Raw genomic sequence first — 22,399 nt, forward strand, 5'->3', positions numbered from 1 at the left:
CGATCAGATTCCCTCCGGTTCTACCTGTAAATAATCCGCTAAACAATAAAAACCTATATAAAATCACCTGCTTATAACAGTGCCAAATTGGCTGCGCACAAACAGGCGGACTTCTCCAGGAAATCTCTCATCTCTCCCGCAGCAATTGTGCGTTTAATTATTTATATGTTTTGTGTTCACCCTTCACATAAATTATATGTTTTATCGGCCATCTTCCTCCCCTGTTTAATTTACAGCCGCCCAATCATCATTGGGTATTCTATTCCGTCAAATAAGTATAAATATGGAAATATATGTATTAATGCCATCAATATGGGTAAAATATTCCAGAGGCGTATATCGGGCGCGATTTGGCCCATCCAGCATAGGTGGACTTGCCAGATCCGCCGAACGTGACACGTCAAGCGTGTATATCAAGGATCTGTCCGCTTTGTCGAACTGAGTTACCGAACATCACACGGTTCTTTATCGGGCGCGGTAAACCTCGCTGGACGACCGACGACGCGCAATAAACTCCCGAAGGACGGGGAGAAAAAAAGCCTTACTGAACCGTCCCACAGGTGGCTCCGGCTCCAGGTAGAAAGAATGTCCGATAATGTCGCTGTTATACTCATCCAGAATGATCCAAAGCCGCATATCTGCATCAAGACCGGCCCGGCGCTTTTCAATCGCAGGGATCTCAATAGCAAAACGATCAGATTCCGGATGCTTCGTCGTGATAGGAAAGAAAAGAACCATGTCGCCGTCCGCACGGGCGAGCCTCACGCCAACAACAACAGGTCGTCCCTTCCGACCTTCGGTTTCACCGCGGGAAGCCTCCCGGCTCCACAGATAAGGGTAGCGGATTACGACTGCAGTCTCGATCTCATCGAAACCGCTCACCGAACCATCTCTTCAGTTTCCGCATAAGCGTCGACTGCTGCCTCAAACTCATCCAGCAAGGCGTCAGGCATATTATCAATAGTACCAACCGCACGCAGATCAGACTGCCGCGTCAAACGTTCATAATCCTCAATATTAAGAAGGACCAGACGGGGCTTGTTGCGCTGCGTGATCGTCACCGGATGACGAAGTGCCTCGGCAATAATATCACCCGACTTTCTGGAAAGATCACTCGTCGTATAGGAATTACCTGAACCTGCCATCAATCGCACTCCCATCTTGCATCGCGACAATAGCACAGCCTCAAAAGGAAATCCATAAAATACAGCAATGCTGTAAATGCTGCATTAATTAAGCGCCGTGATAAATTTCGCCCCATTCACTGGATCTCAGCCTACGAGTTTTTTTCTCAATGGTCTGACAGGTGAAGCTGCACCCTCCAACGCCCGGAGAAAGGCATTCGCAGCCTTGTGCCTGTACACCGGCTTCAATGCAGCAAAATCCTTGCATCGCAATCCGAAAAGGGCATCTTCCTCGATCCTCATACCAATCGTCAGCCATTCAAGCCCGCTCCACTCCACCTTGCGAAGCGCTACCAGATCCATAAGCGCCCGAAGAGGCCGGGCAACGAACGCAATCGAGCCGTTGAGCGGGACACGGTCAACACTCGTCATGAACCGATAATCGTTGATCGCCAGAGGATGATAGCTGAAGGTCCCGAACCCGGGCGTCGAAAAATCCTGGCTTTTCCGTCCAGGTGAAACACTGGCCGTAACAAACACCGCCTCCGGAATCCATCCATGGAACGACAGTGCTGTTTCGAAAGAGATATAGCTGCCCGGCACGAGGTTTTGGGCGACGGCAAACGGATGAACCGGGTCACGTCGATAGCGTCGCGCCAGCACATAACAACCACGCTTCAGGCGGATGAGGGACCCGTCTTTCAAAGCGCGGTTGACAAGGCCATAACGGCGCGCGTCACTGCCGCCCAGCAACTCGGCGAGTTGCCGGTCATCCAGAAAACGATCAGCCAATCCGGCTGCAGAAATCTGGTCCACCAATGAAGACATAATTCCTGATACTTCCAATTTATGAAAGTTTCAAGAATTTCTAAGTTTGCTGGAACTGACGCTTCAGTTTCCGCATAGGCGTGTACCGGCTTCAATGCCGTGAAAATCCAGCCGCAAAATGTGATCTGCAAAACGGCCAAACGACTTGCAAAAAATTCGCTATATGCTATTGGTTTTTGATGAAAAGGATAGCTTACAGCAAATCTTCTCTAAAGGTCCTCCGCCGGCTCCCAACGAACGAGGCCACGCGGATCACAGCCAAAATAGAGCAATATGCAAGCGATCCAAAATCTCTTGCCAACAATGTAAAAACACTGACTGGCTCACAATTCATTCGTTTACGCGTTGCCGACTGGCGCATCATTATGGACGACCAGGGAAATGTGCTGGAAGTCATAAAAATCGGGGCACGCGGCAGTATCTACGAATAGGAGGCAAATGATGCAAACCATAACCACTCCAAACGGGGAAACGCTCATCGTCCTTCCCCTGTCTGAATATGAAAGCCTTGTGGACAGGGCTGACGTCGCATCTGCTGAGAAGATCAAGACTGATATCGCCGCCGGGCATGACGAACTCGTTCCTGCCGTTGTCGTCAATCGTCTTCTTTCCGGCGACAACGCCGTAAAAGTCTGGCGCGAGCATCGAAGAATGACCGCCAAAGACCTCGCAACTAAAGTCTCGATAAGTGCGCCCTATCTGTCAGAGATTGAAAGCGGCAAAAAAGCCGGAAGCCTCACTGTCCTGCGAAAAATCGCTCAGACACTCAACGTCGATATAGACGACCTGGCGTGAGCATTGCATCGCTATCAGGCCGAGCAATTCTCACGCCAATGACACTTGACTCCGCTCGGCAACTGCCGGTCATGATGCGCATGCCTGTTGTCTGAACAATCATCCTTGCCACGGATCGACAACGATCACGCCCGTACCATCGAAATCCCCAACATTCCGCGTCACAACGGCAAGGTTATGAACAGGCGCGGTCGAGGCGATCAACCATCACCACTCCATACGGGGCCATCTCATCGGCCACCTGATCGCTCCTGAATTTGTCTACACCGCTTTCGAACGTTGTGAGTAATTCTCTCAAGGGTCCTCGTCGGATCGCTGGAGATGCCAGCGATATGCGGTGCTACCTCATCGCATGCGGCGCTGACCAGTTGTGCGAGTTCCTCCACACGTTTCAGTGTCGATGCGCCGCTGTTCCGGCGATCATGCCTACCCCTAACAAGAGTCAAAAATGCCGGACATATATTTCCAAGCAGCTCCAGTCTGACGTGTTAAAGGCGCGCGCTGAGTAGACCGGATGTTCTTAGGTAAACTGAGAGGTTCCCACGGCTTTATCGAAGCGGCGAGCCTCGAGTTCTTCTTCGTCTACGAACATGAACATTGCGCCATCGCCCCACGTCGGCATCAATCGCCAGAGATAGGTCTCTGCGTTGATCGTCAGCACATGCCGCCAACGCTCGCCAGCGGAAAGGACGCTCTCTGCGTAAGCCTGTTCGCTGCCTGCTTTACCCGTGGAGATCAATTCCAATTCGCCATGCATTCTTTGTTGAATCGGTTCCTCCCATCCCCCAAGCTGATCACCGCCGCCCTCCTTCATCTCGAAGCGCTCATCTCTAAGGTCGAGATAGGCGTGCCGGCTAAGACGCGGAGTGATTGACCAGCCAGAGACGGGAGTAAGCGGCTCGGCCTTGACATCGGCCTCCCAAGACTCGGACATCCGGGAGCCATAATCGCTCACCCCCTTTTGCCAGGCCTCGCGAACTAACTGCGGTGTCGTACGTCGTTCCAATTCACCGGCGTCACTCCACACGAGGGAAATCCCCCCGCTGGGCGATTGCGTACCATACCAGTCTGCAAAGGGATCATTGAACGCCCACAAAATACCGCGATCCGGTAGGGAAGGGTCGAAGCCGGGTTCACGCGCCATGACCGAAAGGTTTACCTGCGCAAGAAAGGCCATGGGCGTCTCGTACGCCAGATGGTCGATGACGAATTCTACGCACTGCGCCACATCGTCGCCGCCCGGGCGGTTCGTGAGCATCGTGCGGAGCCTCTTCGCCGTGCCATTGGGGTCGGCCATTGCAGGGCGGGTCGGCCAAATTATCCCCGGCGGAAGATCAGGCTCGCCTCCTACTTTACTAACCCCCACGGTGAGCGCGGCGTCGTCCACTGGATCGCCGTGGCGGAGCCAGATTGTCGGACGGGCCGTGTTGACAAGTGCACGCGACAACGCGGTGTCGAGGTTCAAAGCGTTGCAGGCGCGCTGGATGGAGAGCAAATCAGCGAATGCGGTCATGTCCCATTCTCTTTCGACGTTCCACGAGGATCGCAGAGTAAGGAGTTTTACCGCAACCGCAATGTCCGCAATTTGGCGCTTCTGCGCCATGACCGCAACCTGCTCAACGGTTCACACCACTAGGCCCTTGACCTCAACTTCGGTTGAGGTCGTACGAATTTGAGGCGGTCGCAGCCTATCGAAGGCGACCACTTCAGAGGAGGATGTCTTGGTCACATATTTTCGCTATTCGAAACCCAAATATTCCTGCGGAATACGTCTCATCGGGGCCGTCGTTTTGCAGTTACTCGGCACCGGATTGCTGGCGCTTATCTTTTGCCTGTTGGATACGCTTACGGCGAAGCCAACGATAACTCTTGGACAGTTCGTGCCATGCTTGGTGGGGGGTGTCACTGGCTTTCATTTTGTGGCTTGTCGTCGGCCAGCCACTAACGGCTGGCTTAGCCTTGTCGCAACGTCGTTCTTGGCATTTGGGACCTTTTATTGGCTGGTGTCCTATTCATTGCCTGATCTTTTGCTAGCAAGATTGATATCCGGATTTGGACTGGGTGTGGTTATTGCAGGAACTTTCCGGCGTCGCTTTCTTGAAAATCCAGTAGTTCCCCGCGTCCGATAGATGAGCATTGACCTCAACTGTTCGGAACGTACGCTTTACCGGTTCAATGCACGACCGGAATTGGTACTTTCCCATCAAGGCAGTTTTCGGCCCTTTGCGGACTTACAACAGATGGTCGATGCCAACATTGCTCAGGCGTTCGTATGCTTGTGCTGCTTCAAGCCTTACCTCCGGGTTTTCCTCCACCGCTCGTCCGTACCAGTATCTTGCGGCGTGAAGGTCGCCTAGCCGCTCGTAACAAATGCCCAGCCGCTCTCCGAGATAGCCCGCATCGAGCGAGGGGTCTCCATCCGACATGAATAGGTAGATTTTGATCGCATCACCAGCTTTGCCATCATCGATATACTTCTTAGCCATGCGCTCCAGGTGATTGAAGTCGTAGCGAGGCATTTCATCTCCCCTCGGGTATCGGAAAACTTTGCCTCTTCAGTAGCCTGAGGATGGGACCGCTTCAATGACCGCTGTTGGAGCGAGAGAGACCACCGGCCGTCGCCGATGGTCCTGATCGATGATGAGCAGCGCTTGTCACGCTGAACACGCCTGGAAACCGGTGTTGCAGTCTCAGCAGCCAGCAAGAATGCGTCTGAAGCGCCCATTATAATGGGTCAATTAATTGGAAACCCGCCGTAAATGACCCGTTACAATGGGTCAATATATCCGACCTGACGCCCGCACTGCGAGACGGCGAACACCAGGTCCGGCTTGCCACGGTATTCGATGGCAGGAGCGAAAATGGCAACGCGGAGACGAGCCTGGCGCCACCTGGCGCATTTCCGGAAGCGACCGATCTTCCGCTTTCGGCCCAAAGCGGACGATTGTTCTCGTAAAGTAGCACTGCTAAAGAGGACATACGCCATTCGCGAAAAGTGCATTACATGTTCGTCGGGAACCCGCAGAAGTTTGCTATCGAGAGCGAGATTAGCGAAGCATATGCGTCCGAAAGCCAATTTGGCCTCGGCTATTTCAATATTCACATTCTCGGCAAACGCTACGGTGTCTGTAAGCATGATGCTTCATTGCTCGGCTGCTCCTACAGCGAAGTCGTTCAGCGCGTGGAACGAAGGGGAGAACACACCATCAGGTTCGATGGGCGTTCCGACGGATATGGGATAGTGAAGGGATTCCTCGACGCCTACTATGGAGAACGAGTAGACCCGGAAGCTGTGGATGAGATACTTCTTCAGCGGATACTTTGGGCTCCAGACGGAGACGCGGCATTCGATGATGGAGGCCATGTCTTCCATTTCGACGTGTGCGACAAGGTCCGCCTCCTTGGGTGTGTCAATAATCAGGGCGAGCCAGAGCAGTTCGCCGAACTCTGGCTTCAAGCCGACGATTTCTACGGCGTACTTATCGCTTGGCGGGATGCCTTCTTCGAGAGTTGGCGAAGGGCGCTAGTGGAGCGACTACGCACGCATTAAGTGGCGTCACCCGGCCCAAACCGGCCATAGAAACGCCCGAACAATCGGCCAATGTGCTACCCGCGTGCGAGCGACGGGCGGGGACTTCTTGTATGTGTAGATCAACATTGGCAGTAAGACCTGCAACAATGGCCGACGCGCCAGCGCTTGGAGTTATCGGCCCAGCCACCTACGCGGCGAGCTACGGTTATCTTTGGGACGATCCACTCGCGTTCTCAGAGCAGCTGCATACATTTAGCGCCGATGCATTTCGTGATTTCATTTCCCGAGAGAGCACACGGCTATGGATCGCGGAAATGGTTGGCAGGCCCGTTGGGTTCCTCGCCATGGTTACAGGCTCGCCCGAGCCAATAACCTTCGAGGGTAATGGAGGTGAAATAGCAAGGATTTATCTCCTGCCTGGTGCGCAGGGGTGTGGGCTGGGCAGGATGCTTCTCGAGGCTGCTGAGTCTGAGGCAAGAAAAGAGCATCTGAAGTATGCTTGGCTCGATGTCATGGCGTCTGCATCAACTGCCATCGAGACCTACCGACGGTGGGGCTTTGTTGAGATCGGCACTAAGCTCTTCGCTCGATCAGTCCGGAAGGGCTTCCACGACATGGTCGTGTTCTGGAAAGCCATTTCCACCAGCTAAAATCATGGGGCATACGCTACGGCAGCTATTGGCGCAAACCGGACCAACGGCTACCGTTTATAGGAGAAGCGATAGGCGGATTCTCCATGAAGATCGATCCTTTCGATCTTCGATACGGCAGCCTTTGCCAAGGCCTTTTCCCAAAACGCCTTTCCTGCCTCGTTCTTCGACATCACGCTAACCTCCCACGTGCCCGGACGGTTGGAAAGGACAGTGGAGAACGCCCGTGTTCCGATTCCCGAACCCCGGAACTCGGGGCGGACATAGAACTCGGCAACAGCGAAGTCAGTGCCTTTTCCCGAAGGCGACCACGTGTTTATTAGAGCGATCCCGGCAGTCTCTTTGCCAACAGAAATGATGTACGGCCAGCGGTCTTGGTCTACCCAGTAGCTGTCAAGGAAGTTGTACTCATAATCGACATCGCCATACTGGCTTAGCTCACGAAGATAAACAGAGAGAATCTCCCGAACCTTCGGTTTTTCAGCTATTCCTGCGATGCGAACTTCAATTTCCAAGGCATCCTCATGGAGAAAGTGGACAGGCAACGGTCACCTTCTATAAAAAATCGGATGACTGCAACTGGCGCATCGCTGACCCAACATCCCAAGTAAGGGACCGGTTGGACTGATTTAATCACTTCAGCTTGATAAGCCCTGCCCCGGTCGGCCGGAATCCGCAACTCCGATAGAACGAAGTCAGATGCGGTTCGAAGTCGACATGCAACCATTTTGCTCCGCGCTCTCGAGCGACATTTGTGGCCTCTACGACCATGCGAGCAGCGATACCTTTTCTTCGCATGCGGGGGGTGACACAAGTATCGAGGATAAAGGCGTGGATACCTCCGTCCCATGCCACATTCACGAAGCCGACTAGCCGTTCATCTTCATAAGCCGCGACATGGGCAAGACTGCGCAACAGGATGCCAGAGAAGTCTTTCGGCTCAGGGCTGCCCCAAGCTTCTAACCAAAGCGTATTCAGGTCGTCTTGGGACGGAAACGGATCAATCCGAATAGTCACCATGTCGCCGCTTTCCATTTACTGTTCCAGCATTTGTCGTCAAAGACAAATGCATCGTAGCAAAGCCCGGTTTGCGTCCAGCCAAGCGCTTAGCGTCTTTCCCGGATAGCAGCGCCGAAATCGCGCGCAGACCTGAACATCGTCAACCTCCATCGGATTACTTACCGTACAGGAAGATTTCCAGAAGATCAGTATGCCGCTTCCTGATCGGTAAGTTTGACTCCCTGCGGTATTAAATCATCCTGATCGGGAAATCTCGCGCCCAGGGAAGCATCCTTTGAAATCCCCGACATGTATGGCCCGGCAACCCGTATTCCGGTTTGGATGTTCGTCAGAAGACTCAACCCAATTGAGTAAACCGGGATATCTCAAAACCGCCTCGCCAACCAATGGGAGCGACGGACCCGCCTTTGTGTGACCGGGTTTGACAAATGAATTGAACCGGAAGCGGCCACCAACCTTTGATTTTGCGGTCTCGATCAGCGACAGAATGGCGGCCGCCTTCGGTGTCATGAGGCCGCACGCCCGGAAGCCGGCGTTGCAACCTCCGCAGCTGGCAAAAGGCGCCTTGGAATGGCCCCACTACAATGGGTCAACCAATTGGGGAACCATCGATATCGCCCCATTAAAATGGATCAATATATGCGAATTGCCGCCCAGAAACAGGCGGGCTATCATTTCGAGTTGAGGGGCGGAACATCGCTTTCCAAGTGTTTGAGGATAACTGACCGCTTCTCCGACGATATCGATCTCAGGATAAATCCTCCTGATGATATGACCGTTGCCACCGGTCGAAATCAGGACAAGCCCAGGTAGATCGAAAGCCGGCGCAACTTCCATGGCGGCTTGCCGCCGATATCCCGCCCGATGGAAGCCATCAAGCGGGATCATGTCTTCGATGATGAGAAGTTTCGAAGCGGAGGAGGTCGAGGTGCAGTTCATCGATCCCCGAGCGAATGTTATCCGGGCTGTGCAGTTTTCCCGAGCCAGCTCTTTCAGTCGAACGTAATCCAAGGCACTCCTTGCACCAGCCTTCCGCCATGCGCGCAGGAGTCGCCAATACGGGCAATCCTCTTGCCCTCTATCTTGGCGATCGAAGACCCACCTGTGATCTTGTCTGATGTCGTAGGCACTCCAGTGCAAAGCAGACTGTCACCGATCGTGGCCACGGGTACGCCTTCCACCGTTACAAAATTCTGCTGTGTAGAGACGACCGGTCCGCCAATATGCGGCCGAGGCCCAGGGTCTATCATCGGGCAGACGTGCCAGTGTGCTTTCAACGTTACGGGCATTCCAGGCAAAGTAAACCTCCTGAGCTTGTCACGAAAGAGCTGAACGGTCTGGCGGAGTAGAAATTATCGGGATATCGGGATTAATCTCGATGAGTCTCGCGGGCGATGTCGTATCGCTGCAATCCACACTGATGTCCAAAAGCAAGCTTGGCAGTGGACTCGATGCGCAGAGCTCTGCCGCCGTACTGATTATGCGCTCCTTGATCGCGACATCTGGACGCACACCTTGCGGAACGGACTGCCACCTTGCGTCGACCATCTTGCCGTCGCGAACCCTGACCCGCAACTCTGCGTGCGAGGCTAGATCAACTGCCGGGAAGAAGTGCAGGAACGTCGGCACCTGCCCAATCACGAAGGCTTCCAGAATGATAGCCATACGGCTTGTCAATGACGCGAGCATTGCTGGTATCATCGCTGCCGCTTCAGACGACTCCATAATGCTAAAGGTCGGTACTTCCTTCCAACTGACCGGGCCAATCTTTGGGAACACCCGACCCCCGCGCAACTCGATGGTATGCAGGGCGATCTCCGGTATGGCAATCGCCTGCTGTTTCCAGCGTGCTCGATCGGAATTCCCGCGTAAAACCACCTCGATTTCGTCTGAACTCAGGGGAAGAGATGCTACAGGATGTGCCAGTGCAAATTCCTTATACAACGGAGGCCAGTTTTCGAACGCGGTCGTGATGATGTCGTCGGTATGTCTTTCCGCGGCCGAACTCAAATGCGTATAAGCGTCCTGAAGCATCGCCCCCTCTCCAAAGTCAGAGATAATCCGGCGTCAGACCAGCCAGGAACTCATCGAAGTCCTTCGCGACTGTTCCGACCTGATCCCAGCCGTAACCGGCATCGCCGAAGGTTTTCGCCTTGATCACTATATAAAGAATACGTCCGTGGGTATCTGCATTCAGATCGAGTAAGCAGTGACCATAACCGCTATCGAATGTCAGGGGGTAAAGGCCTGCGGGCAGTCGCTCACCGGAGTTTCCATATAGCGGGTCAATGTAACGTTGGCGCGCCTCGATCATTTTGCCGGGACCGGCGATCGCATTGACGTCGGCTTTCTTCTTTTTTCCATCAGGGAAAACGACTTTCGTCTTGAAAGCAAAAATCTTCTTGCTGTTAAGGTCGCGGCTTCCGTAACTTAACCAAAAACTTTTAAGCGAATCCGGCAGGGTGACGCCTTCCGAGCGTTCAAATTCGTCGATCTCGGTATTGGCCACCGGCTTTTCCGCACGACCCATTTCATCAGGCTTGTCCAGCATATCCTTCAGGGCTGCATCCATTATTCTAAGAACCTCCAATTTACTAAACAAAGACCACCGGCCGACGCAGTGCCTCCGGTGGCAGAACTAGAAGAGTGGCGAGTCGATCATCGATGCGCCACCGACGTGTGCCACCCCGCCGCCTGCAGTATCGTGAACGACCCGTGGAACGTACCCGACGGTGCCATCTTCGAAGTGGTTGAGGACGTAGTCAGAGTGGCCTGGATTGGCAACTCCGAGCTCCCTCTGAAGTGTTCTGGCATCGGTCGCCGCATCACCCGTGACGACCGATATGTCTTGCTTTCCGCCCACGACATACTTGTCGAAGTCCGGAAACCCGTCTTTGTAAGCAATTCCGTCTACCTTGGTTCCGTCGGGAAGGGTTTTCGTCTCGCTGAACTTGAAAAAACCATTGCCATCGGCAGGTTGAGCAATCTTGTTGCCGGCGGCATCGGTCCAGTTGCCATTTTTTCCATTTGCAGGCATGCGACCGTTCGGCACTTTCTTGCATTCGGCGCAATTTTTCTTGGCGCGCTTTTTCTTCATCGCCTCGCGCACTTTCTCCAAAGCACGCTTCCTGGCCGCGATCGCCGCCTTTGCTCCCTTCATGCCTACCAGGCTCTCCTGCAGCGCTTTGGCGCTTTTGCCGAAGTAGGAGGCGATCGCTCCACCGAGCTTGGCCCCTTTAGGCCCATAACGGGCAAGGAGTTTGCTTTTGCCAATGAGATCGCCAAACGGCACAGCGGACACCGCAGAGAACAGGGCTCCCCACCAGTCGCCCTTCACAGCGCGGATGCCGGCGCTAGTCAGGTCGGCTGCGCCTGTTGGGTCGAAAATGCCAGCGACGTCAGTGATGATGGCCGGATCATCTTTTGCCATCTGCTTGACGTTCGACCAGATTCCGTCCTTCAGTTCCGTCTTATAAGCTTCGCTCATTGGAGAAGTTCTCCCTTGGCGTTCAGTTGTCGGGCAATCTCCTCAGGCAGCCATTCGCGGGGGTCGTCGATCGTTTCCGCGTCGTCCCAGGCGCGCGTCATGCGATCTTCGGTCATGCGGTCGAATTTCTCATTGGTGGTGAGGTCCGTTCGCCTGAGAATCTGGTTGAGGGCGGGCTCCTTGTGCCAACCAGGTGCGATCCGAAACATAAAGTCTATAAAGAGTTCGATGTGCTCCACGTCGTGAATGGCATAAGAGAACATCGCCAGCGAAATGCCATGGCTGATCATCTGATCGAGCACCTGCCGATCGACCTGTGCAATTGCCGGATAGAACTCTTCGTCGAGATTCTCGACGACATGCGCGACGAGCGCTGGACGATTGTAGAGCAGCGGTGCATCGATCTGCGACTGGGTCAGGTGCATCATCGGTCGAACGCGAGCTCCCTCCACTGAAATCTGGACCAGATCCGAGGGGATGTCCTTCACGTCGGATATCTCGTTATCGGATACATCGACCTTCTCTCCATCCGCTTCAAGCACATGCGTGGAAAGCCGTCCGTCACCATTGCTGCGGAACCAGGCAAAGGCATGCTCGCCCATTTCCGTACCGAGCCGCTCGATCCCACCGAGGAAATGCTCTCTCTGCTCGGCCGTGAGAAACGGCAACTGGCCGGCGATAATCATCGGATCGTAGAAGCGCCAGAATATGTGGTCTCCTTCGCCATCAACGACCTTCACGAACTTGCGAAAATGGGTAAAAATTTCGGCAAATTCCAGATTGCTTTCGGCGAAGACGCTCCAGCGTCGACCAAGACCTTCGCAGACAAGGTAACGGACGAGTTCTCCGCTTTCGTCGCACCTGAATAGCCATGGCGCATCGTCTTCGAATTCCTGCCGCGCATCGCCGATAAATAGGCATGCTCCCTCGTCAGTCATGCCTTGGGCGATTGTCAACAGGCCAGGATTGCGAGAGGGATCGACCAGGACGAACAGCTTCGAACCTGCATCTCGATTCTGCATGAACTCATTCTGGATTTGCGTTTTCAATGTTTCGACCATAGATCAGCTCTTCTTCGAACAATCTTCAGCAAACCCCTTGTCGGTCTTCTTGCCGGGGCCGCCGCGAGAGAAGTTTATCTGATTGCCTTTGATATCGACGCGCAGGCCCTTGATAAGTATCCCGCTTTCGTTGATCTCAATTCTGCCGCCCGGCGCCGTGAGTACGATCTTCTTGTTGGCGTTTACGTACCAGGTCTCGGAACGGCCTAGAAACTTGTCGTGCGTCCACAAATCGAAGAGTTCACCGACCTCCATTCGGATTGTTTTACCTACGGTGGTGCGCTGCTCTTTCCCGACGCTGGTAATATAGGTCTGGCCGACATTGGTGACCTTGCTCACCCCGATCTGTTCAGCCCGCGCTACACCGACGCTATCGGATTTGAACGTGCTGACGATCGTGTTCATGATACCCGGCAGCGGGAATAACCCGGAAGCATCGGAACCGACGCCCGAGCCGGAGCCGGCTAGCGCCGTACCCGCATCCGCGCGCGGGCTCGGGCCGGAAACGACACCCTCACGCGAGGAAAGACCGCCTGCGCCGAGGAAGCCGAGTGCGGATGAGGCGAGCGTGGTGGCGAAGGCCGCGACACCGGGGCCACCGCCGCCGGCGATCTGTGCGGCCTGCGAAAGTAACCCCGCCGTCTGACCGGAGAGCGCCTGCACACCCGCCATGGCCATCATCGCCATCGGCCCCGTGCCGCCGACGACGGTGTTTACCGAGCCGCCGATCTCGTGTTTCTGGTTGCCGGAAACTTCCACCGCGCGGTTGCCGCCGACCGAGGCAACCTCATGCCGGTCGATGCGCTTGGTCCGGTCATTCAGAACCCGCGTCGTCTGGTCCTTCTGGGCGTGGAAGAACTGGTTCTCCTTGCCGGCCTCATCCTCGAAAGTGATTTCGTTGAAACCGTCGCCCTTGTGGCTGTTGGAACGCAGCACCATACGCGTCTTGTTGGCCGGCAGGTCGTAAGGCACGGAATTGGCCGGATTGTTGACCACGCCGATGACCAGCGGCTTATCCGGGTCGCCATCGACGAAGGCGACCATCACCTCCATGCCGATGCGCGGAATGACCTGTGCACCCCATGTGCCGCCGCCCCATGCCTGACTGACCCGCACCCAGCACGTGTCCGTGCCGTCCTTCTTCGCCTTGCGGTCCCACGGGAACCACAGCTTGATGCGGCCATATTGGTCAGGATGAATTTCCTCGCCTTCAGGTCCGGCGACGATCGCCACCTGCGTCCCTTCGATGCGCGGGCGCTTTGTTGACCGGTGCGGCGTCAGCGGCACACGGGCGGGGATCGCCTCGAAGTGATTGCGATATTCCGGCTCGTTGCCATTGGTCTCATAAGAGAGATCGACGATATTGTGGCTTGCCCTGATGATCACATGTTCTTCATAGGCGTGTTCGGGGTGGGCGACCTCGTAAGGCGTGAAGCGGCGGCCGGCCTCCAGAATGCGCGAGGTCGACGAACCGAAAACCCGGTCGTGATCGGCTTCGATGGACTGGGTGCGCAGTTTCTGCGCGCGCTCGGCCTCTTCCACCGTCTTGATGCGGGCTGGATATTCGTAAAGCTCGCGCTTCGTCGCATCCGGCATCTGCACCAGCGACGGGGTCATCGTGCTCGGTACCATGCCCGGCGTCTCGAAATTCCAGTCCGCGCCAGCGCGCTGGCCCGAGACATAGGAGAAACGCCGCGCCCAGTCGTTGATGTGGTTACGATCCGAAGACCCCTGCGCCAGGCGCACCGTCCCCTCCCCCTGGGCGGCCGGCGACGGCCCAAGCCAGCCACTGGCGCTATCGGCCACATGCAGCTTGTGGGAATCATCCTCATGGCTGAACCAGTAGAACAGGCCGTCCTCTTCAAAGCGGCGCAAAAGATAATCGAGGTCCGTCTCGTTAAACTGGACGCTGTAGTGCTGTGCAGGCGGAGGCGAGATGATGCCCGACGTATCTGGTGCGGGAATGCCATGTTCGGAAAACAGCGTCTCGACGACCTCGACCGCCGTCTTGTCCATCCAGATGCGGCAATCCGACCGGCGCGACAGAAGCCACATTTGCGGGCGGATGGTCAGCGCATAGGAGCGCATGCCGCGTGTGATCGGCGGGCCCTCATGCAACTCGGTCACCAGGCCGTTGAACGGGCGACGGATGCCGCTGCCCTCTTCGCCATCGCCCTGTTGCACCTCGACCGACACATCCACCAGCCGTCCGATCAGCTCTTCGGGCTTGATCGCTTCTTTCTTGGCCCGCACGGTCAGGCGAATGTCGAAGAGCTGCGACACGCCCTCCTCGACCGTCAGACGCTCCGGAAGAAGCTGATCCTCGCCCAAAGGCGACTTGACCTTGAGCACACGACTCGCCTGAATGAAGTCAGAGGATGAGGGCTGGTCATTCATTGCGAACCTCGATAGCAGAGCTCAAAAAAATCAATCAGCTGTCAAAATCTCGACAGAATGCAATCAAACATTGTGGCGAAACCAAGGATTCAACATGAATTCCACAACCTGGATACGCCAAATATCCATCGATGACATCTGACAGGCCGGGGCACGGAGTGACCATCGAAAGAAATCCGAGACACACAAAACACGATGCCGATACCTACGGCCTTAGCCGCGAAGAAGCCGCCGGGGCTCGCCACGGCGCCGGCTGGTGGGTCAGTATCAGGCGACGTGGCCACCGGATTGTCAGGCTGTTCAAGGACAGCATCTACGGTTCCGGCAGCGAAGCCTACTGTCAGGCACGCGCCTACCGCGATGCCATTATCCTTGCCATTCCGCCCGCCACCAACATCGAGCAGGCCGTGCTTCTGCGCAAGAACAACCGAAGCGGCATCTCCGGCGTCAGGCGTGTTGAGACGGCCGAAGGCGATGTGTGGCAGGCAACCTTAATGACCAGTGAGGGGCAGAAACGCGAGAACTTCTCCGTCGCCAAACTGGGCGAAGAGGCGGCAAAGTCGATGGCGATCACGCAACGCCGCAAATGGCTGAAGGCACTGCCGGTGACACATCTCGCCTATGCACATCACGCCGCGGAAGTGGCGCGTGCGCAGTTCGCCGACGGGCTTGCGCCGGCGGATGATGTTTTGACCGGGGAGCGCCGGGCCGATGCTGACATCAAGGCGCGTATCAAGGAAATTAACGACCAATTTGATGCAGCTCGCCCGAGGCGACTGCGGGTTCGGGTAAAAAGCTATTCAACGGACAGGGTATCCATCGCGGTTTCCGATGCAGAAAGTCCCGCGCGGAAGAAGCTTATGCATCTCAACAGGCGGGGCAAGACAGGGACCGAAATCACAGACGCGATCAACAGAACCGTCCGGGAAACCGTCACGGAAATTCATGATGATAAGACCGCGTGCTGGTTCAGTTCCACCTATGGCAACAAACTGCTCAATCCGCAGACATTCAATATTGACGAGGGTTTCAACGTGCTTGTTATTGTGCCCCGGGAATAGTGCATCTCATCGACTTGAGCTGATATTAATGACGGCGGACGTGCCGACCTGAACAAAGGAATAATCGACCGCGCCCCGCTTCCACCCCGCGGTTACACTTTCTATAACTTCATTCTTGTCGAGATTGTCTGGCGCCCCAAGCCGGTCCGATAACGCATCCAGAAAGCCGGAGGGTCTTGGCGTGGTGTAGGCGCACGCCTTGTGTCCATTCGGACCAGCGGCAATCCAGAACGACAACAATTCCGCGCCGCCTTCCCTCTCACGGCGCCATCCGACCACATCAACAGAACCGTCATTATAACCGACGAAGCTGCGACGCCACTCATCCATGTCCGCATCGGTTAAACGCTTCCAGTCGAGTTTGTCGCCGCTTACCATCGCTTCTTGCACGGTGGGCGCTTCACAGATGGTGAGAAGGCGCTCCACCGTCATATCCGCCGGCGTGGCCGCGGCTTCCCCGAAACTCAAAAATGCGGCAAGGCAGCTGATTGTCGATACCTTGAGGTACCGACGCCGGAACGTCCATGCTCCGTTTTTCATATCGTCACTCCGTTTTGGTCTCACCGCCATTTGTCGTTGCAGACAACCCCTCGCCAATCGATTCCCCGGGAGGTCGCAGACTGATCGACGTTTGCTTTCCGGCAATCTCCGCACCGATAATCCCATTGTGCACAAACGGAACGCAACCCCCAAGATTTCCGCACCCGGGCACCGACCGTCCAAACAAGGCCAGCATGACGTGATCCTTATTTTTTACTTCCATAAAACTCCTCAACACTATGATAAAAAAGAAATAATTTGGAAGATATTCAGTGAAAAAAGCTCGCATCCGTGCCCACGCGCCGTGACGCATCGGCGTCACATCCTGGTGCCAACTTCGGGATCAGAAGCTCACCTCAAAGGTCTTCCATTGACGTCCGTCAGCCGACCCGGCAACCTCATACCATGACCCTGACGAACAGCTTCATTGCCGAGCTCATCCGCGACGCCAACAGGCTTGATCACCTCGACGGCTGGCAGAAGCGGCGTATGCTCGAACGGGCCGTTACAACAATCCGCGACATGCGAGAAACAATCGGCATTCCATCCGGTCCCGGCCGTGACTGTCTCCTCGACATCCACACCATCGCCCTCTCCATCGAACGCGGATGGCGCAGCGATGAGGAGGTGCGAAACGCCCTGCTGCAGGCAGCCGCCATGATCCGGGATTTGCATATCGTCCTCGACAGCAAAACCGAAATCAGCCTCGTCAAACCTGCCGGTTGAGGGCCGGCGCCATCGTCAGACGGCCAAATGCCAGATCATACCGGCAACTTTCCCACTGCACATATTAAGATTTCATTAACCATACCAGACCACCCTTCCCTCACAGCAACGATGGAGGTTGGTTATGGCTTACGACTGGAATCGCAATGAACGCGACGGCAGGTTCGATGAACTGGCGGCAGCTCTCATCTTCTTCACCGTGGTCACCCTGCTTCTGGCGTCCGTTTATCTTGTGACGGGCCTTGCCGCATAGGCAGGGCGTGTTTCGCTGGCTGACCATAGCAGGGCGCGGAAGGCCCGCTGCCGCGCCTGCCTGGCCTGCGTCACGCCGCTCACACGGCAATCCTGTCCCTTTCCTCCTGAAACCGCCTCTCGCGCGTCTTCGGCCGCAGCAGGCGGATACGCGACTGCGGCTCGATCACAGACCAGTGCGGCTGGATCAGCTCACGCAGCATCTTGCGCAGTTCCGGCCAGGGGGTCTCTTCGTTACGAAGCTCCGGATCATACATCACCAGCATGCAGTGAAGCTTGGCGGCAATGTCGTGGATGTAATAGGGCTGCAGCGAAATCAGCACACGCCCGGCAATGCCCTCGAACCGGGCAAGGTCCTGCGCCTTCGCAAGGCTTGCGCTGTAACCGATGCGACGGTCAGCCGCATTCCATGCCCGTCTCAGTCTCAGCAACTCCAGACGCGCGCGCTCTGCGGCATCAGCGCCGATGCGCGGCGCAAGCTCCCTGATCTCCCCGAAAGAGGACACCGTCCCTGCCGATGGACCACCATCGTCAACGGAAATCACCACGGCAGGACGACCGCCGGTCTCTTCCAGCAGTCGCGCCTCGAGTTCCCGGCATTCCCGCTCGGCGGCAAGGCGTTGCTGATACATGTCATACCAGTCCGGCCACAGCTCCTTGGCATGCACCGGTCCGGCAATGGTGCGCGAGGGAAGATCGTTGAGCAGCATCGGCAGGATCCGTGCGGCCAGCGGCAGAAGATTGCGCCGGTTGATCACGCTTGGCAGGTTGTCGACAAACGTCTCGTTGGGGAATGCATTTGCGTACGAAATTTTAGGTAAAGTTCTGCTATTCTCAGAATCAGCCATGATCCAAGCTCCAGCTAGCTAGATTGTGGTCAGGTCAAGGACGGTGTGCCTAGCACCTCCTTGGCCGTTGCAATTTACAATCGCGAGTCTGACTTCGCGCCAAGATTATGTCAAGGTGTTAATGTTAACAGCAGATCAAGTCCGTATGGCTAGGGCGGCACTAAAGTGGGGCGTACGGGATCTTGCGAACCGCGCCAACGTAACGCCCGCAACTGTGACGCGGATAGAGGCTGGAAAACCGAGCTACTCTTCGACTCTTCTCGCGATTCGAAATGCATTCGAAGAGGCCGGCCTCACCTTCATTGACGAGAACGGCGGTGGTGTCGGCGTCCGTTTCGCAAAACCGGCGTCAGAGACAGGCGTTTGAACCGCTCCTTTTGACGCTTCGATGATATAACCGCAGAGACCTCGCTCGCGCGACCACAAGCACCGCGATACACATCCAGGTCAGCCCGCCAAACAACGGATATCGACAGCAAGCGATCGACGATTGATCTGGCAGCATCCGAGACTGGAACATGACCATGACAGACAATCTCCGCGGCCACATTCTCCTTCTCTCCGGGCATCCCGGCTCCGGCAAGTCCACAATAGCCGACGCACTCGCGCACTTGCCCGGCGTGCCAAAGGTGCATTTCCACAGCGATGATCTTTGGGGTTACATCAAGCATGGCCGCATCGATCCCTGGCTTCCGCAATCCCGTCAGCAGAACCGGATGATCATGCAGATCGCCGCCGACGTTGCCGGTCGCTACGCCGAGGCAGGTTATTTCGTCACCCTCGATGGCGTCGTGCGACCGGACTGGTTACCGGCCTTCATGGCGCTTTCGCGCCCGCTGCATTACATCGTGCTGCGCACGACAGTGACAGAGGCGATCGAACGCTGTCAGGCACGCGGTGGCGACAGCCTGGGCGATCCGCTTGTCGTCGCCGATCTTCATGCGCAGTTTGCCGATCTCGGCGTCTTTGAACATCACGTCCTGTCTGTATCGAACGAGGACAAACAGGCTGCCCTGCACTCGGTCATCAATGCGCTGCAATCGATGCGTTTCCGTCTGGATGCATCGATCGATGGCGACCGATAACGCAGAAATGGGTGAAACACGCGTGTCTGCACCGACAATCTGCCTCCTCCGTCACGGCGAAACTGTCCGGAACTGCCTTGGCCGGTTTCAGGGGCAGTGCCCTGACGACCGGTTGCCATGGCAAATGGAAGCGGTTATAAGGATTTTTGAATTTCCTTATAACGACTGTGCCGATTTATCGCGATCCCGGTTATAAGGAAAAAAACAAAACCTTATAACGACACACGTCGCCGCAAGGATCGCATGTCTTGAAACAGATTGACCTCGCATACAGGACAATGTTCGCGGAACTGGCGCAGCGATCGTTCGATGCGCAGTTCTCTACCGACTTCCCTCATAATGGACGGTTCGTGAATGTCCCCGTTAAAGGCAAGGGTTACTGGTACTTCGAGTATCCGACCCCCGATGGTGACAGGCGGCGCTATGTGGGACCGGAAGCAGACGCGGAAATAACCGCGAGGGTACACGCCCACAGGGAAGTCAAAGACGACCTCAGGGAGCGGCGTCGGCTCGTTAACGCCCTTACACGAACCGGTGGCATGGCGGCGCCTGAACGTTTTGCCGGCGAAGTAACGAAAGCTCTTGCAGATGCCGGATTGTTTCGCCTTCGAGCGCTTATCATAGGCTCGGTTGCGTTCAGCTGCTATTCAGGGCTGCTCGGGGTTCGCCTTCCAAATGCCGCGCTCCAGACGGGCGACGCCGACTACGCCCAGGATTTTGCAATTAGCTCAGAGGTCGGGGACAGCCTGCCACCAATCCTCGACGTCTTGCATACCGTGGATCCGTCCTTCCGGGCGGTGCCACATCAGGTGGACAAGGCGCGTGTCGTCGCCTTCGTGAACTCGGACAACTATCGCGTGGAGTTCCTGACAGGGAACCGCGGATCAAACGACCATACGGGCAAGCCGTCACCCATGCCTGCTCTCGGCGGCGCGTCGGCGGAAAACCTTCGCTTTCTGGACTATCTGATCTACGAACCCGTCAGAACGGTGCTGCTGTACAGGGAAGGCGTCAGCGTCAACGTCCCCGCTCCCGAGCGCTATGCCGTTCACAAGTTGATTGTCGCGTCTCGCAGACGCAACGATGCCCTGGGCAGGGCAAAGCGTGACAAGGATCTTCAACAGGCATACCTGTTGTCAGAGGCACTGGTGGAAACACGGCAAGGATATTCGCTCGCCGACGCCTGGAACGAGGCGTGGGAACGCGGTCCTGCATGGCAGGAAGCGATCACTTCAGGACTCGCCATAATGCCTGAGAAAGCCAGGTTGCCCTTGGCAGTCGCGCTCGGCGTTTCCGCCGCTGATCTGGGCAAAAGATGATGGTAACCCCAGTTCAGATGCCCGAACTTCCCGTTCCGCAGGACGGGTTCTATCGACTTCATAGCGGCAGTTGCAAACTCGTCACCGGTTGACCATCCAAAACTGCACCTGTTCAGTAGCGGACCGTTATTCCGCCGGCAAAACGGACTGCGAACCTCGCACAAAACGGCTGCCGCGGCGCTGACGCCGAAACCGGTTTGACCTTTGATCGACACGGAGAAACCCATGCCGAAACTTCAGGACATCTATCTCGCTTACCTCGACTGCCTCAACCGTCAGGCCTTCGATGAACTCGGCGCCTTCGTCGACGATACAGTCGAACACAACGGACGACCATTCGGCCTGTCAGGCTATCGCGACATGCTGGTCCAGGATTTTGCGGACATTCCCGACCTGCGGTTTGAGGCAGAGATCCTTGTCAGCGACGCGAACAGGATTGCTGCCCGGCTTTCGTTCGATTGCACGCCCAAGGCCACGTTCATGGGCCTCCCGGTCAATGGCAGGAAGGTTCAGTTCTGCGAGCACGTTTTCTACGAGTTCGGGCACAACAAAATCCTCAGGGTCTGGTCGGTGATAGACAAGGCCGCGATTGAACGCCAGCTCGGCTGACCGCCAGCAAACGTCAACCGTTCCCGTCCGCGTTTTCCCCATTGAGCAAATCCTCAAGCAGTTGACGATCGGCATCCCGCAGCGCCATCTGCGGCAGCTGGCGCCGCAGCAGGTCGCGCAACATCTGCACGTCCGGCCCCTCTGCCGATTGTCGAAGTTCGCTGACCACCCACGTGCCCAGCAGCATTTTCCGCCGTACCTCAAGCCGCCGTTCGCGTGCGGCAAGCCGTGCCATCAGCGAGCGCTTGCGTGCCTCCAGTTCCTCGATGCGACGGGCAACCGGTTTACGCGCCATCACGGGTTTCCACGCAAGCTGTAGTGTTCTTCTTCTCCACCAGCCTCACCCGCACCAGATGACCGCCCTCGCCACAGCGCCGGACGTTTATGGCAGGACAGGCCTCAACGAAACCGCCCAGCCCGGCAAAGCCGAAGTGACGCGGATTGAAGGACGGCTCATGCAGGGCAAGCCACAGACCGACCTTCGCCAGAGGTGACCAGCCATCCTCTTCCCTGCTGGCAGACACGGCCTCTTCGATCATCGCCAGCATCTGCTGCGCAACATGGGCGGAGAGATCTGTTTGCCTGCCGGCGGTTCGCTCTGCGTCTGCTGTTGTGGCGGAGAGCCACCGCGTCTCTTTGGACGGCCGCAGCCTGTCGAAACGGGTAAAGCTGTTACAGGCGGCCATGAAAGAAGACGGTGTCTGCCGGTCACCAAATCCGTGCACAAAAACACCCTCCTCACGGATACGCAGCGCCAGCCGGGTAAAGTCGCCATCGCTTGAGACGATACAGAAACCGTCAAGGCGGTTCCGGTGCAAAAGATCCATCGCATCGATGATCATGGCGCCATCGGTGGCGTTCTTTCCCGGACAGCTGGCAAACTGCTGAACGGGCCGGATGGCATGATCCGCAAGCCGGCTTTTCCAGCCCCTCGTGGTTGCCTGCGTCCAGTCACCATAGATGCGCCGGACCGTTGCATCTCCCAGCATCGCGATCACGCCGAACAGCCCGCCCACGATTTCCGGCGAGACATTGTCACCATCGATCAGCACCGCCAGCCTTGGG

27 protein-coding genes and 1 pseudogene are annotated in these 22,399 nt (G+C 56.3%); 10 read left to right on the top strand and 18 right to left on the bottom strand.

What is annotated here, in order from left to right; all coding sequences use genetic code 11:
* Nucleotides 1-465: 465 nt before the first annotated feature.
* The 3 genes from RAC79_RS24755 to RAC79_RS24765 form a co-directional block, all read right to left on the bottom strand.
* Entirely contained in the window at nt 466-882 is a 417-nt protein-coding gene (locus tag RAC79_RS24755; protein ID WP_374997650.1) for a hypothetical protein, read from the bottom strand.
* Nucleotides 879-1,145: a type II toxin-antitoxin system prevent-host-death family antitoxin gene (locus RAC79_RS24760; RefSeq protein ID WP_374997651.1), complete on the bottom strand. Its 267-nt coding sequence runs from the start codon at nt 1,143-1,145 to the stop codon at nt 879-881. Before RAC79_RS24760 ends, RAC79_RS24755 begins: the two co-directional genes overlap by 4 nt.
* A gap of 126 nt (nt 1,146-1,271) precedes the next feature.
* On the bottom strand, nt 1,272-1,952 hold the full coding sequence (locus RAC79_RS24765; protein ID WP_374997652.1) for a hypothetical protein: 681 nt from the start codon (nt 1,950-1,952) through the stop codon (nt 1,272-1,274).
* Nucleotides 1,953-2,393: 441 nt separating this feature from the next.
* On the opposite strand from RAC79_RS24765, the gene RAC79_RS24770 reads away from it, so the two are divergent.
* Nucleotides 2,394-2,747 (top strand): helix-turn-helix transcriptional regulator, encoded by a 354-nt coding sequence (locus tag RAC79_RS24770; RefSeq protein ID WP_131861679.1) that lies wholly within the window; start codon nt 2,394-2,396, stop codon nt 2,745-2,747.
* Between the two features lie 99 nt (nt 2,748-2,846).
* On the opposite strand, the pseudogene RAC79_RS24775 reads toward RAC79_RS24770, so the two are convergent.
* The 3 genes and pseudogenes from RAC79_RS24775 to RAC79_RS24785 all read right to left on the bottom strand — a co-directional run.
* Nucleotides 2,847-2,951 (bottom strand): annotated as a pseudogene (locus tag RAC79_RS24775) (VapC toxin family PIN domain ribonuclease); the annotation flags it as partial.
* Between the two features lie 316 nt (nt 2,952-3,267).
* Nucleotides 3,268-4,350: a DUF1963 domain-containing protein gene (locus RAC79_RS24780; RefSeq protein ID WP_374997653.1), complete on the bottom strand. Its 1,083-nt coding sequence runs from the start codon at nt 4,348-4,350 to the stop codon at nt 3,268-3,270.
* Between the two features lie 628 nt (nt 4,351-4,978).
* A complete protein-coding gene (locus RAC79_RS24785) occupies nt 4,979-5,266 on the bottom strand; it encodes a hypothetical protein (RefSeq protein ID WP_374997654.1) in 288 nt (95 codons plus the stop codon).
* A 485-nt stretch (nt 5,267-5,751) separates the two neighbouring features.
* On the opposite strand from RAC79_RS24785, the gene RAC79_RS24790 reads away from it, so the two are divergent.
* Together RAC79_RS24790 and RAC79_RS24795 are read left to right on the top strand one after the other, a co-directional pair.
* A complete protein-coding gene (locus RAC79_RS24790) occupies nt 5,752-6,297 on the top strand; it encodes an Imm42 family immunity protein (protein WP_374997655.1) in 546 nt (181 codons plus the stop codon).
* A gap of 128 nt (nt 6,298-6,425) precedes the next feature.
* Entirely contained in the window at nt 6,426-6,929 is a 504-nt protein-coding gene (locus tag RAC79_RS24795) for a GNAT family N-acetyltransferase (RefSeq protein ID WP_374997656.1), read from the top strand.
* Nucleotides 6,930-6,979: 50 nt separating this feature from the next.
* Here RAC79_RS24795 and RAC79_RS24800 read toward each other — a convergent pair whose 3' ends face one another.
* Both RAC79_RS24800 and RAC79_RS24805 read right to left on the bottom strand, forming a co-directional pair.
* Entirely contained in the window at nt 6,980-7,444 is a 465-nt protein-coding gene (locus RAC79_RS24800) for a GNAT family N-acetyltransferase (protein WP_374997657.1), read from the bottom strand.
* 118 nt (nt 7,445-7,562) lie between these two features.
* Nucleotides 7,563-7,949, bottom strand: a complete 387-nt coding sequence (locus RAC79_RS24805; protein WP_374997671.1) for a GNAT family N-acetyltransferase — start codon at nt 7,947-7,949, stop codon at nt 7,563-7,565.
* Between the two features lie 639 nt (nt 7,950-8,588).
* Between RAC79_RS24805 and RAC79_RS24810 the strand changes: the two genes are divergently transcribed.
* On the top strand, nt 8,589-8,762 hold the full coding sequence (locus tag RAC79_RS24810; protein WP_374997658.1) for a nucleotidyl transferase AbiEii/AbiGii toxin family protein: 174 nt from the start codon (nt 8,589-8,591) through the stop codon (nt 8,760-8,762).
* A 179-nt stretch (nt 8,763-8,941) separates the two neighbouring features.
* Here the strand turns inward: RAC79_RS24810 and RAC79_RS24815 are convergent, their stop codons facing one another.
* From RAC79_RS24815 to tssI, 6 genes are all read right to left on the bottom strand, one after another.
* Entirely contained in the window at nt 8,942-9,238 is a 297-nt protein-coding gene (locus RAC79_RS24815) for a PAAR domain-containing protein (RefSeq protein ID WP_162266713.1), read from the bottom strand.
* A 28-nt stretch (nt 9,239-9,266) separates the two neighbouring features.
* The gene (locus RAC79_RS24820) at nt 9,267-9,983 is read right to left on the bottom strand and encodes a hypothetical protein (RefSeq protein WP_374997659.1); all 717 of its coding nucleotides are present in this window, start codon (nt 9,981-9,983) and stop codon (nt 9,267-9,269) included.
* Nucleotides 9,984-9,999: 16 nt separating this feature from the next.
* Complete coding sequence (locus tag RAC79_RS24825) at nt 10,000-10,521, bottom strand: SMI1/KNR4 family protein (protein WP_060726843.1); 522 nt, start codon at nt 10,519-10,521, stop codon at nt 10,000-10,002.
* A 66-nt stretch (nt 10,522-10,587) separates the two neighbouring features.
* Complete coding sequence (locus RAC79_RS24830; protein ID WP_060726844.1) at nt 10,588-11,436, bottom strand: hypothetical protein; 849 nt, start codon at nt 11,434-11,436, stop codon at nt 10,588-10,590.
* Nucleotides 11,433-12,497, bottom strand: coding sequence for a DUF4123 domain-containing protein (locus tag RAC79_RS24835; protein ID WP_060726845.1), 1,065 nt, complete (start codon nt 12,495-12,497; stop codon nt 11,433-11,435). Before RAC79_RS24835 ends, RAC79_RS24830 begins: the two co-directional genes overlap by 4 nt.
* Before the next feature lie 3 nt (nt 12,498-12,500).
* Nucleotides 12,501-14,894, bottom strand: a complete 2,394-nt coding sequence (gene tssI, locus RAC79_RS24840) for a type VI secretion system tip protein TssI/VgrG (protein WP_374997660.1) — start codon at nt 14,892-14,894, stop codon at nt 12,501-12,503.
* 158 nt (nt 14,895-15,052) lie between these two features.
* On the opposite strand from tssI, the gene RAC79_RS24845 reads away from it, so the two are divergent.
* The gene (locus RAC79_RS24845) at nt 15,053-15,955 is read left to right on the top strand and encodes a hypothetical protein (RefSeq protein ID WP_374997661.1); all 903 of its coding nucleotides are present in this window, start codon (nt 15,053-15,055) and stop codon (nt 15,953-15,955) included.
* Nucleotides 15,956-15,961: 6 nt separating this feature from the next.
* Here the strand turns inward: RAC79_RS24845 and RAC79_RS24850 are convergent, their stop codons facing one another.
* A complete protein-coding gene (locus RAC79_RS24850; RefSeq protein WP_374997662.1) occupies nt 15,962-16,495 on the bottom strand; it encodes a hypothetical protein in 534 nt (177 codons plus the stop codon).
* A gap of 405 nt (nt 16,496-16,900) precedes the next feature.
* On the opposite strand from RAC79_RS24850, the gene RAC79_RS24855 reads away from it, so the two are divergent.
* Nucleotides 16,901-17,221, top strand: a complete 321-nt coding sequence (locus RAC79_RS24855) for a hypothetical protein (RefSeq protein WP_374997663.1) — start codon at nt 16,901-16,903, stop codon at nt 17,219-17,221.
* 124 nt (nt 17,222-17,345) lie between these two features.
* Nucleotides 17,346-17,474, top strand: coding sequence for a hypothetical protein (locus tag RAC79_RS24860; RefSeq protein ID WP_374997664.1), 129 nt, complete (start codon nt 17,346-17,348; stop codon nt 17,472-17,474).
* A 79-nt stretch (nt 17,475-17,553) separates the two neighbouring features.
* Here the strand turns inward: RAC79_RS24860 and RAC79_RS24865 are convergent, their stop codons facing one another.
* Nucleotides 17,554-18,321: a hypothetical protein gene (locus tag RAC79_RS24865; protein ID WP_374997665.1), complete on the bottom strand. Its 768-nt coding sequence runs from the start codon at nt 18,319-18,321 to the stop codon at nt 17,554-17,556.
* Nucleotides 18,322-18,845: 524 nt separating this feature from the next.
* On the opposite strand from RAC79_RS24865, the gene RAC79_RS24870 reads away from it, so the two are divergent.
* The 3 genes from RAC79_RS24870 to RAC79_RS24880 all read left to right on the top strand — a co-directional run bounded on the left by RAC79_RS24870 (nt 18,846) and on the right by RAC79_RS24880 (nt 21,334).
* Complete coding sequence (locus RAC79_RS24870) at nt 18,846-19,406, top strand: AAA family ATPase (RefSeq protein ID WP_374997666.1); 561 nt, start codon at nt 18,846-18,848, stop codon at nt 19,404-19,406.
* 248 nt (nt 19,407-19,654) lie between these two features.
* Nucleotides 19,655-20,725: a GSU2403 family nucleotidyltransferase fold protein gene (locus RAC79_RS24875; protein WP_374997667.1), complete on the top strand. Its 1,071-nt coding sequence runs from the start codon at nt 19,655-19,657 to the stop codon at nt 20,723-20,725.
* Between the two features lie 225 nt (nt 20,726-20,950).
* A complete protein-coding gene (locus tag RAC79_RS24880) occupies nt 20,951-21,334 on the top strand; it encodes an ester cyclase (RefSeq protein WP_374997668.1) in 384 nt (127 codons plus the stop codon).
* A gap of 13 nt (nt 21,335-21,347) precedes the next feature.
* Here the strand turns inward: RAC79_RS24880 and RAC79_RS24885 are convergent, their stop codons facing one another.
* Complete coding sequence (locus RAC79_RS24885; RefSeq protein ID WP_374997669.1) at nt 21,348-21,629, bottom strand: mobilization protein; 282 nt, start codon at nt 21,627-21,629, stop codon at nt 21,348-21,350.
* On the bottom strand, nt 21,619-22,399 hold a 781-nt coding region (locus tag RAC79_RS24890; RefSeq protein ID WP_374997670.1), incomplete at its 5' end, for an NYN domain-containing protein. The genes RAC79_RS24890 and RAC79_RS24885, both read right to left, overlap by 11 nt.

The organism is Agrobacterium sp. LR_9 (genome assembly GCF_041954855.1).
Lineage (GTDB): Bacteria > Pseudomonadota > Alphaproteobacteria > Rhizobiales > Rhizobiaceae > Agrobacterium > Agrobacterium leguminum.

Coding starts and splice junctions, on each gene's coding strand:
- RAC79_RS24820 (WP_374997659.1), bottom strand. CDS start 9,983: ATGCTTCAGGACGCTTATACGCATTTGAGTTCGGCCGCGGAAAGACAT.
- RAC79_RS24815 (WP_162266713.1), bottom strand. CDS start 9,238: ATGCCCGTAACGTTGAAAGCACACTGGCACGTCTGCCCGATGATAGAC.
- RAC79_RS24795 (WP_374997656.1), top strand. CDS start 6,426: ATGGCCGACGCGCCAGCGCTTGGAGTTATCGGCCCAGCCACCTACGCG.
- RAC79_RS24805 (WP_374997671.1), bottom strand. CDS start 7,949: ATGGTGACTATTCGGATTGATCCGTTTCCGTCCCAAGACGACCTGAAT.
- RAC79_RS24785 (WP_374997654.1), bottom strand. CDS start 5,266: ATGCCTCGCTACGACTTCAATCACCTGGAGCGCATGGCTAAGAAGTAT.
- RAC79_RS24790 (WP_374997655.1), top strand. CDS start 5,752: ATGTTCGTCGGGAACCCGCAGAAGTTTGCTATCGAGAGCGAGATTAGC.
- RAC79_RS24760 (WP_374997651.1), bottom strand. CDS start 1,145: ATGGCAGGTTCAGGTAATTCCTATACGACGAGTGATCTTTCCAGAAAG.
- RAC79_RS24770 (WP_131861679.1), top strand. CDS start 2,394: ATGCAAACCATAACCACTCCAAACGGGGAAACGCTCATCGTCCTTCCC.
- RAC79_RS24825 (WP_060726843.1), bottom strand. CDS start 10,521: ATGGATGCAGCCCTGAAGGATATGCTGGACAAGCCTGATGAAATGGGT.
- RAC79_RS24835 (WP_060726845.1), bottom strand. CDS start 12,497: ATGGTCGAAACATTGAAAACGCAAATCCAGAATGAGTTCATGCAGAAT.
- RAC79_RS24765 (WP_374997652.1), bottom strand. CDS start 1,952: ATGTCTTCATTGGTGGACCAGATTTCTGCAGCCGGATTGGCTGATCGT.
- RAC79_RS24870 (WP_374997666.1), top strand. CDS start 18,846: ATGACAGACAATCTCCGCGGCCACATTCTCCTTCTCTCCGGGCATCCC.
- tssI (WP_374997660.1), bottom strand. CDS start 14,894: ATGAATGACCAGCCCTCATCCTCTGACTTCATTCAGGCGAGTCGTGTG.
- RAC79_RS24855 (WP_374997663.1), top strand. CDS start 16,901: ATGACCCTGACGAACAGCTTCATTGCCGAGCTCATCCGCGACGCCAAC.
- RAC79_RS24810 (WP_374997658.1), top strand. CDS start 8,589: ATGCGAATTGCCGCCCAGAAACAGGCGGGCTATCATTTCGAGTTGAGG.
- RAC79_RS24885 (WP_374997669.1), bottom strand. CDS start 21,629: ATGGCGCGTAAACCGGTTGCCCGTCGCATCGAGGAACTGGAGGCACGC.
- RAC79_RS24860 (WP_374997664.1), top strand. CDS start 17,346: ATGGCTTACGACTGGAATCGCAATGAACGCGACGGCAGGTTCGATGAA.
- RAC79_RS24780 (WP_374997653.1), bottom strand. CDS start 4,350: ATGGCGCAGAAGCGCCAAATTGCGGACATTGCGGTTGCGGTAAAACTC.
- RAC79_RS24880 (WP_374997668.1), top strand. CDS start 20,951: ATGCCGAAACTTCAGGACATCTATCTCGCTTACCTCGACTGCCTCAAC.
- RAC79_RS24830 (WP_060726844.1), bottom strand. CDS start 11,436: ATGAGCGAAGCTTATAAGACGGAACTGAAGGACGGAATCTGGTCGAAC.
- RAC79_RS24865 (WP_374997665.1), bottom strand. CDS start 18,321: ATGGCTGATTCTGAGAATAGCAGAACTTTACCTAAAATTTCGTACGCA.
- RAC79_RS24850 (WP_374997662.1), bottom strand. CDS start 16,495: ATGAAAAACGGAGCATGGACGTTCCGGCGTCGGTACCTCAAGGTATCG.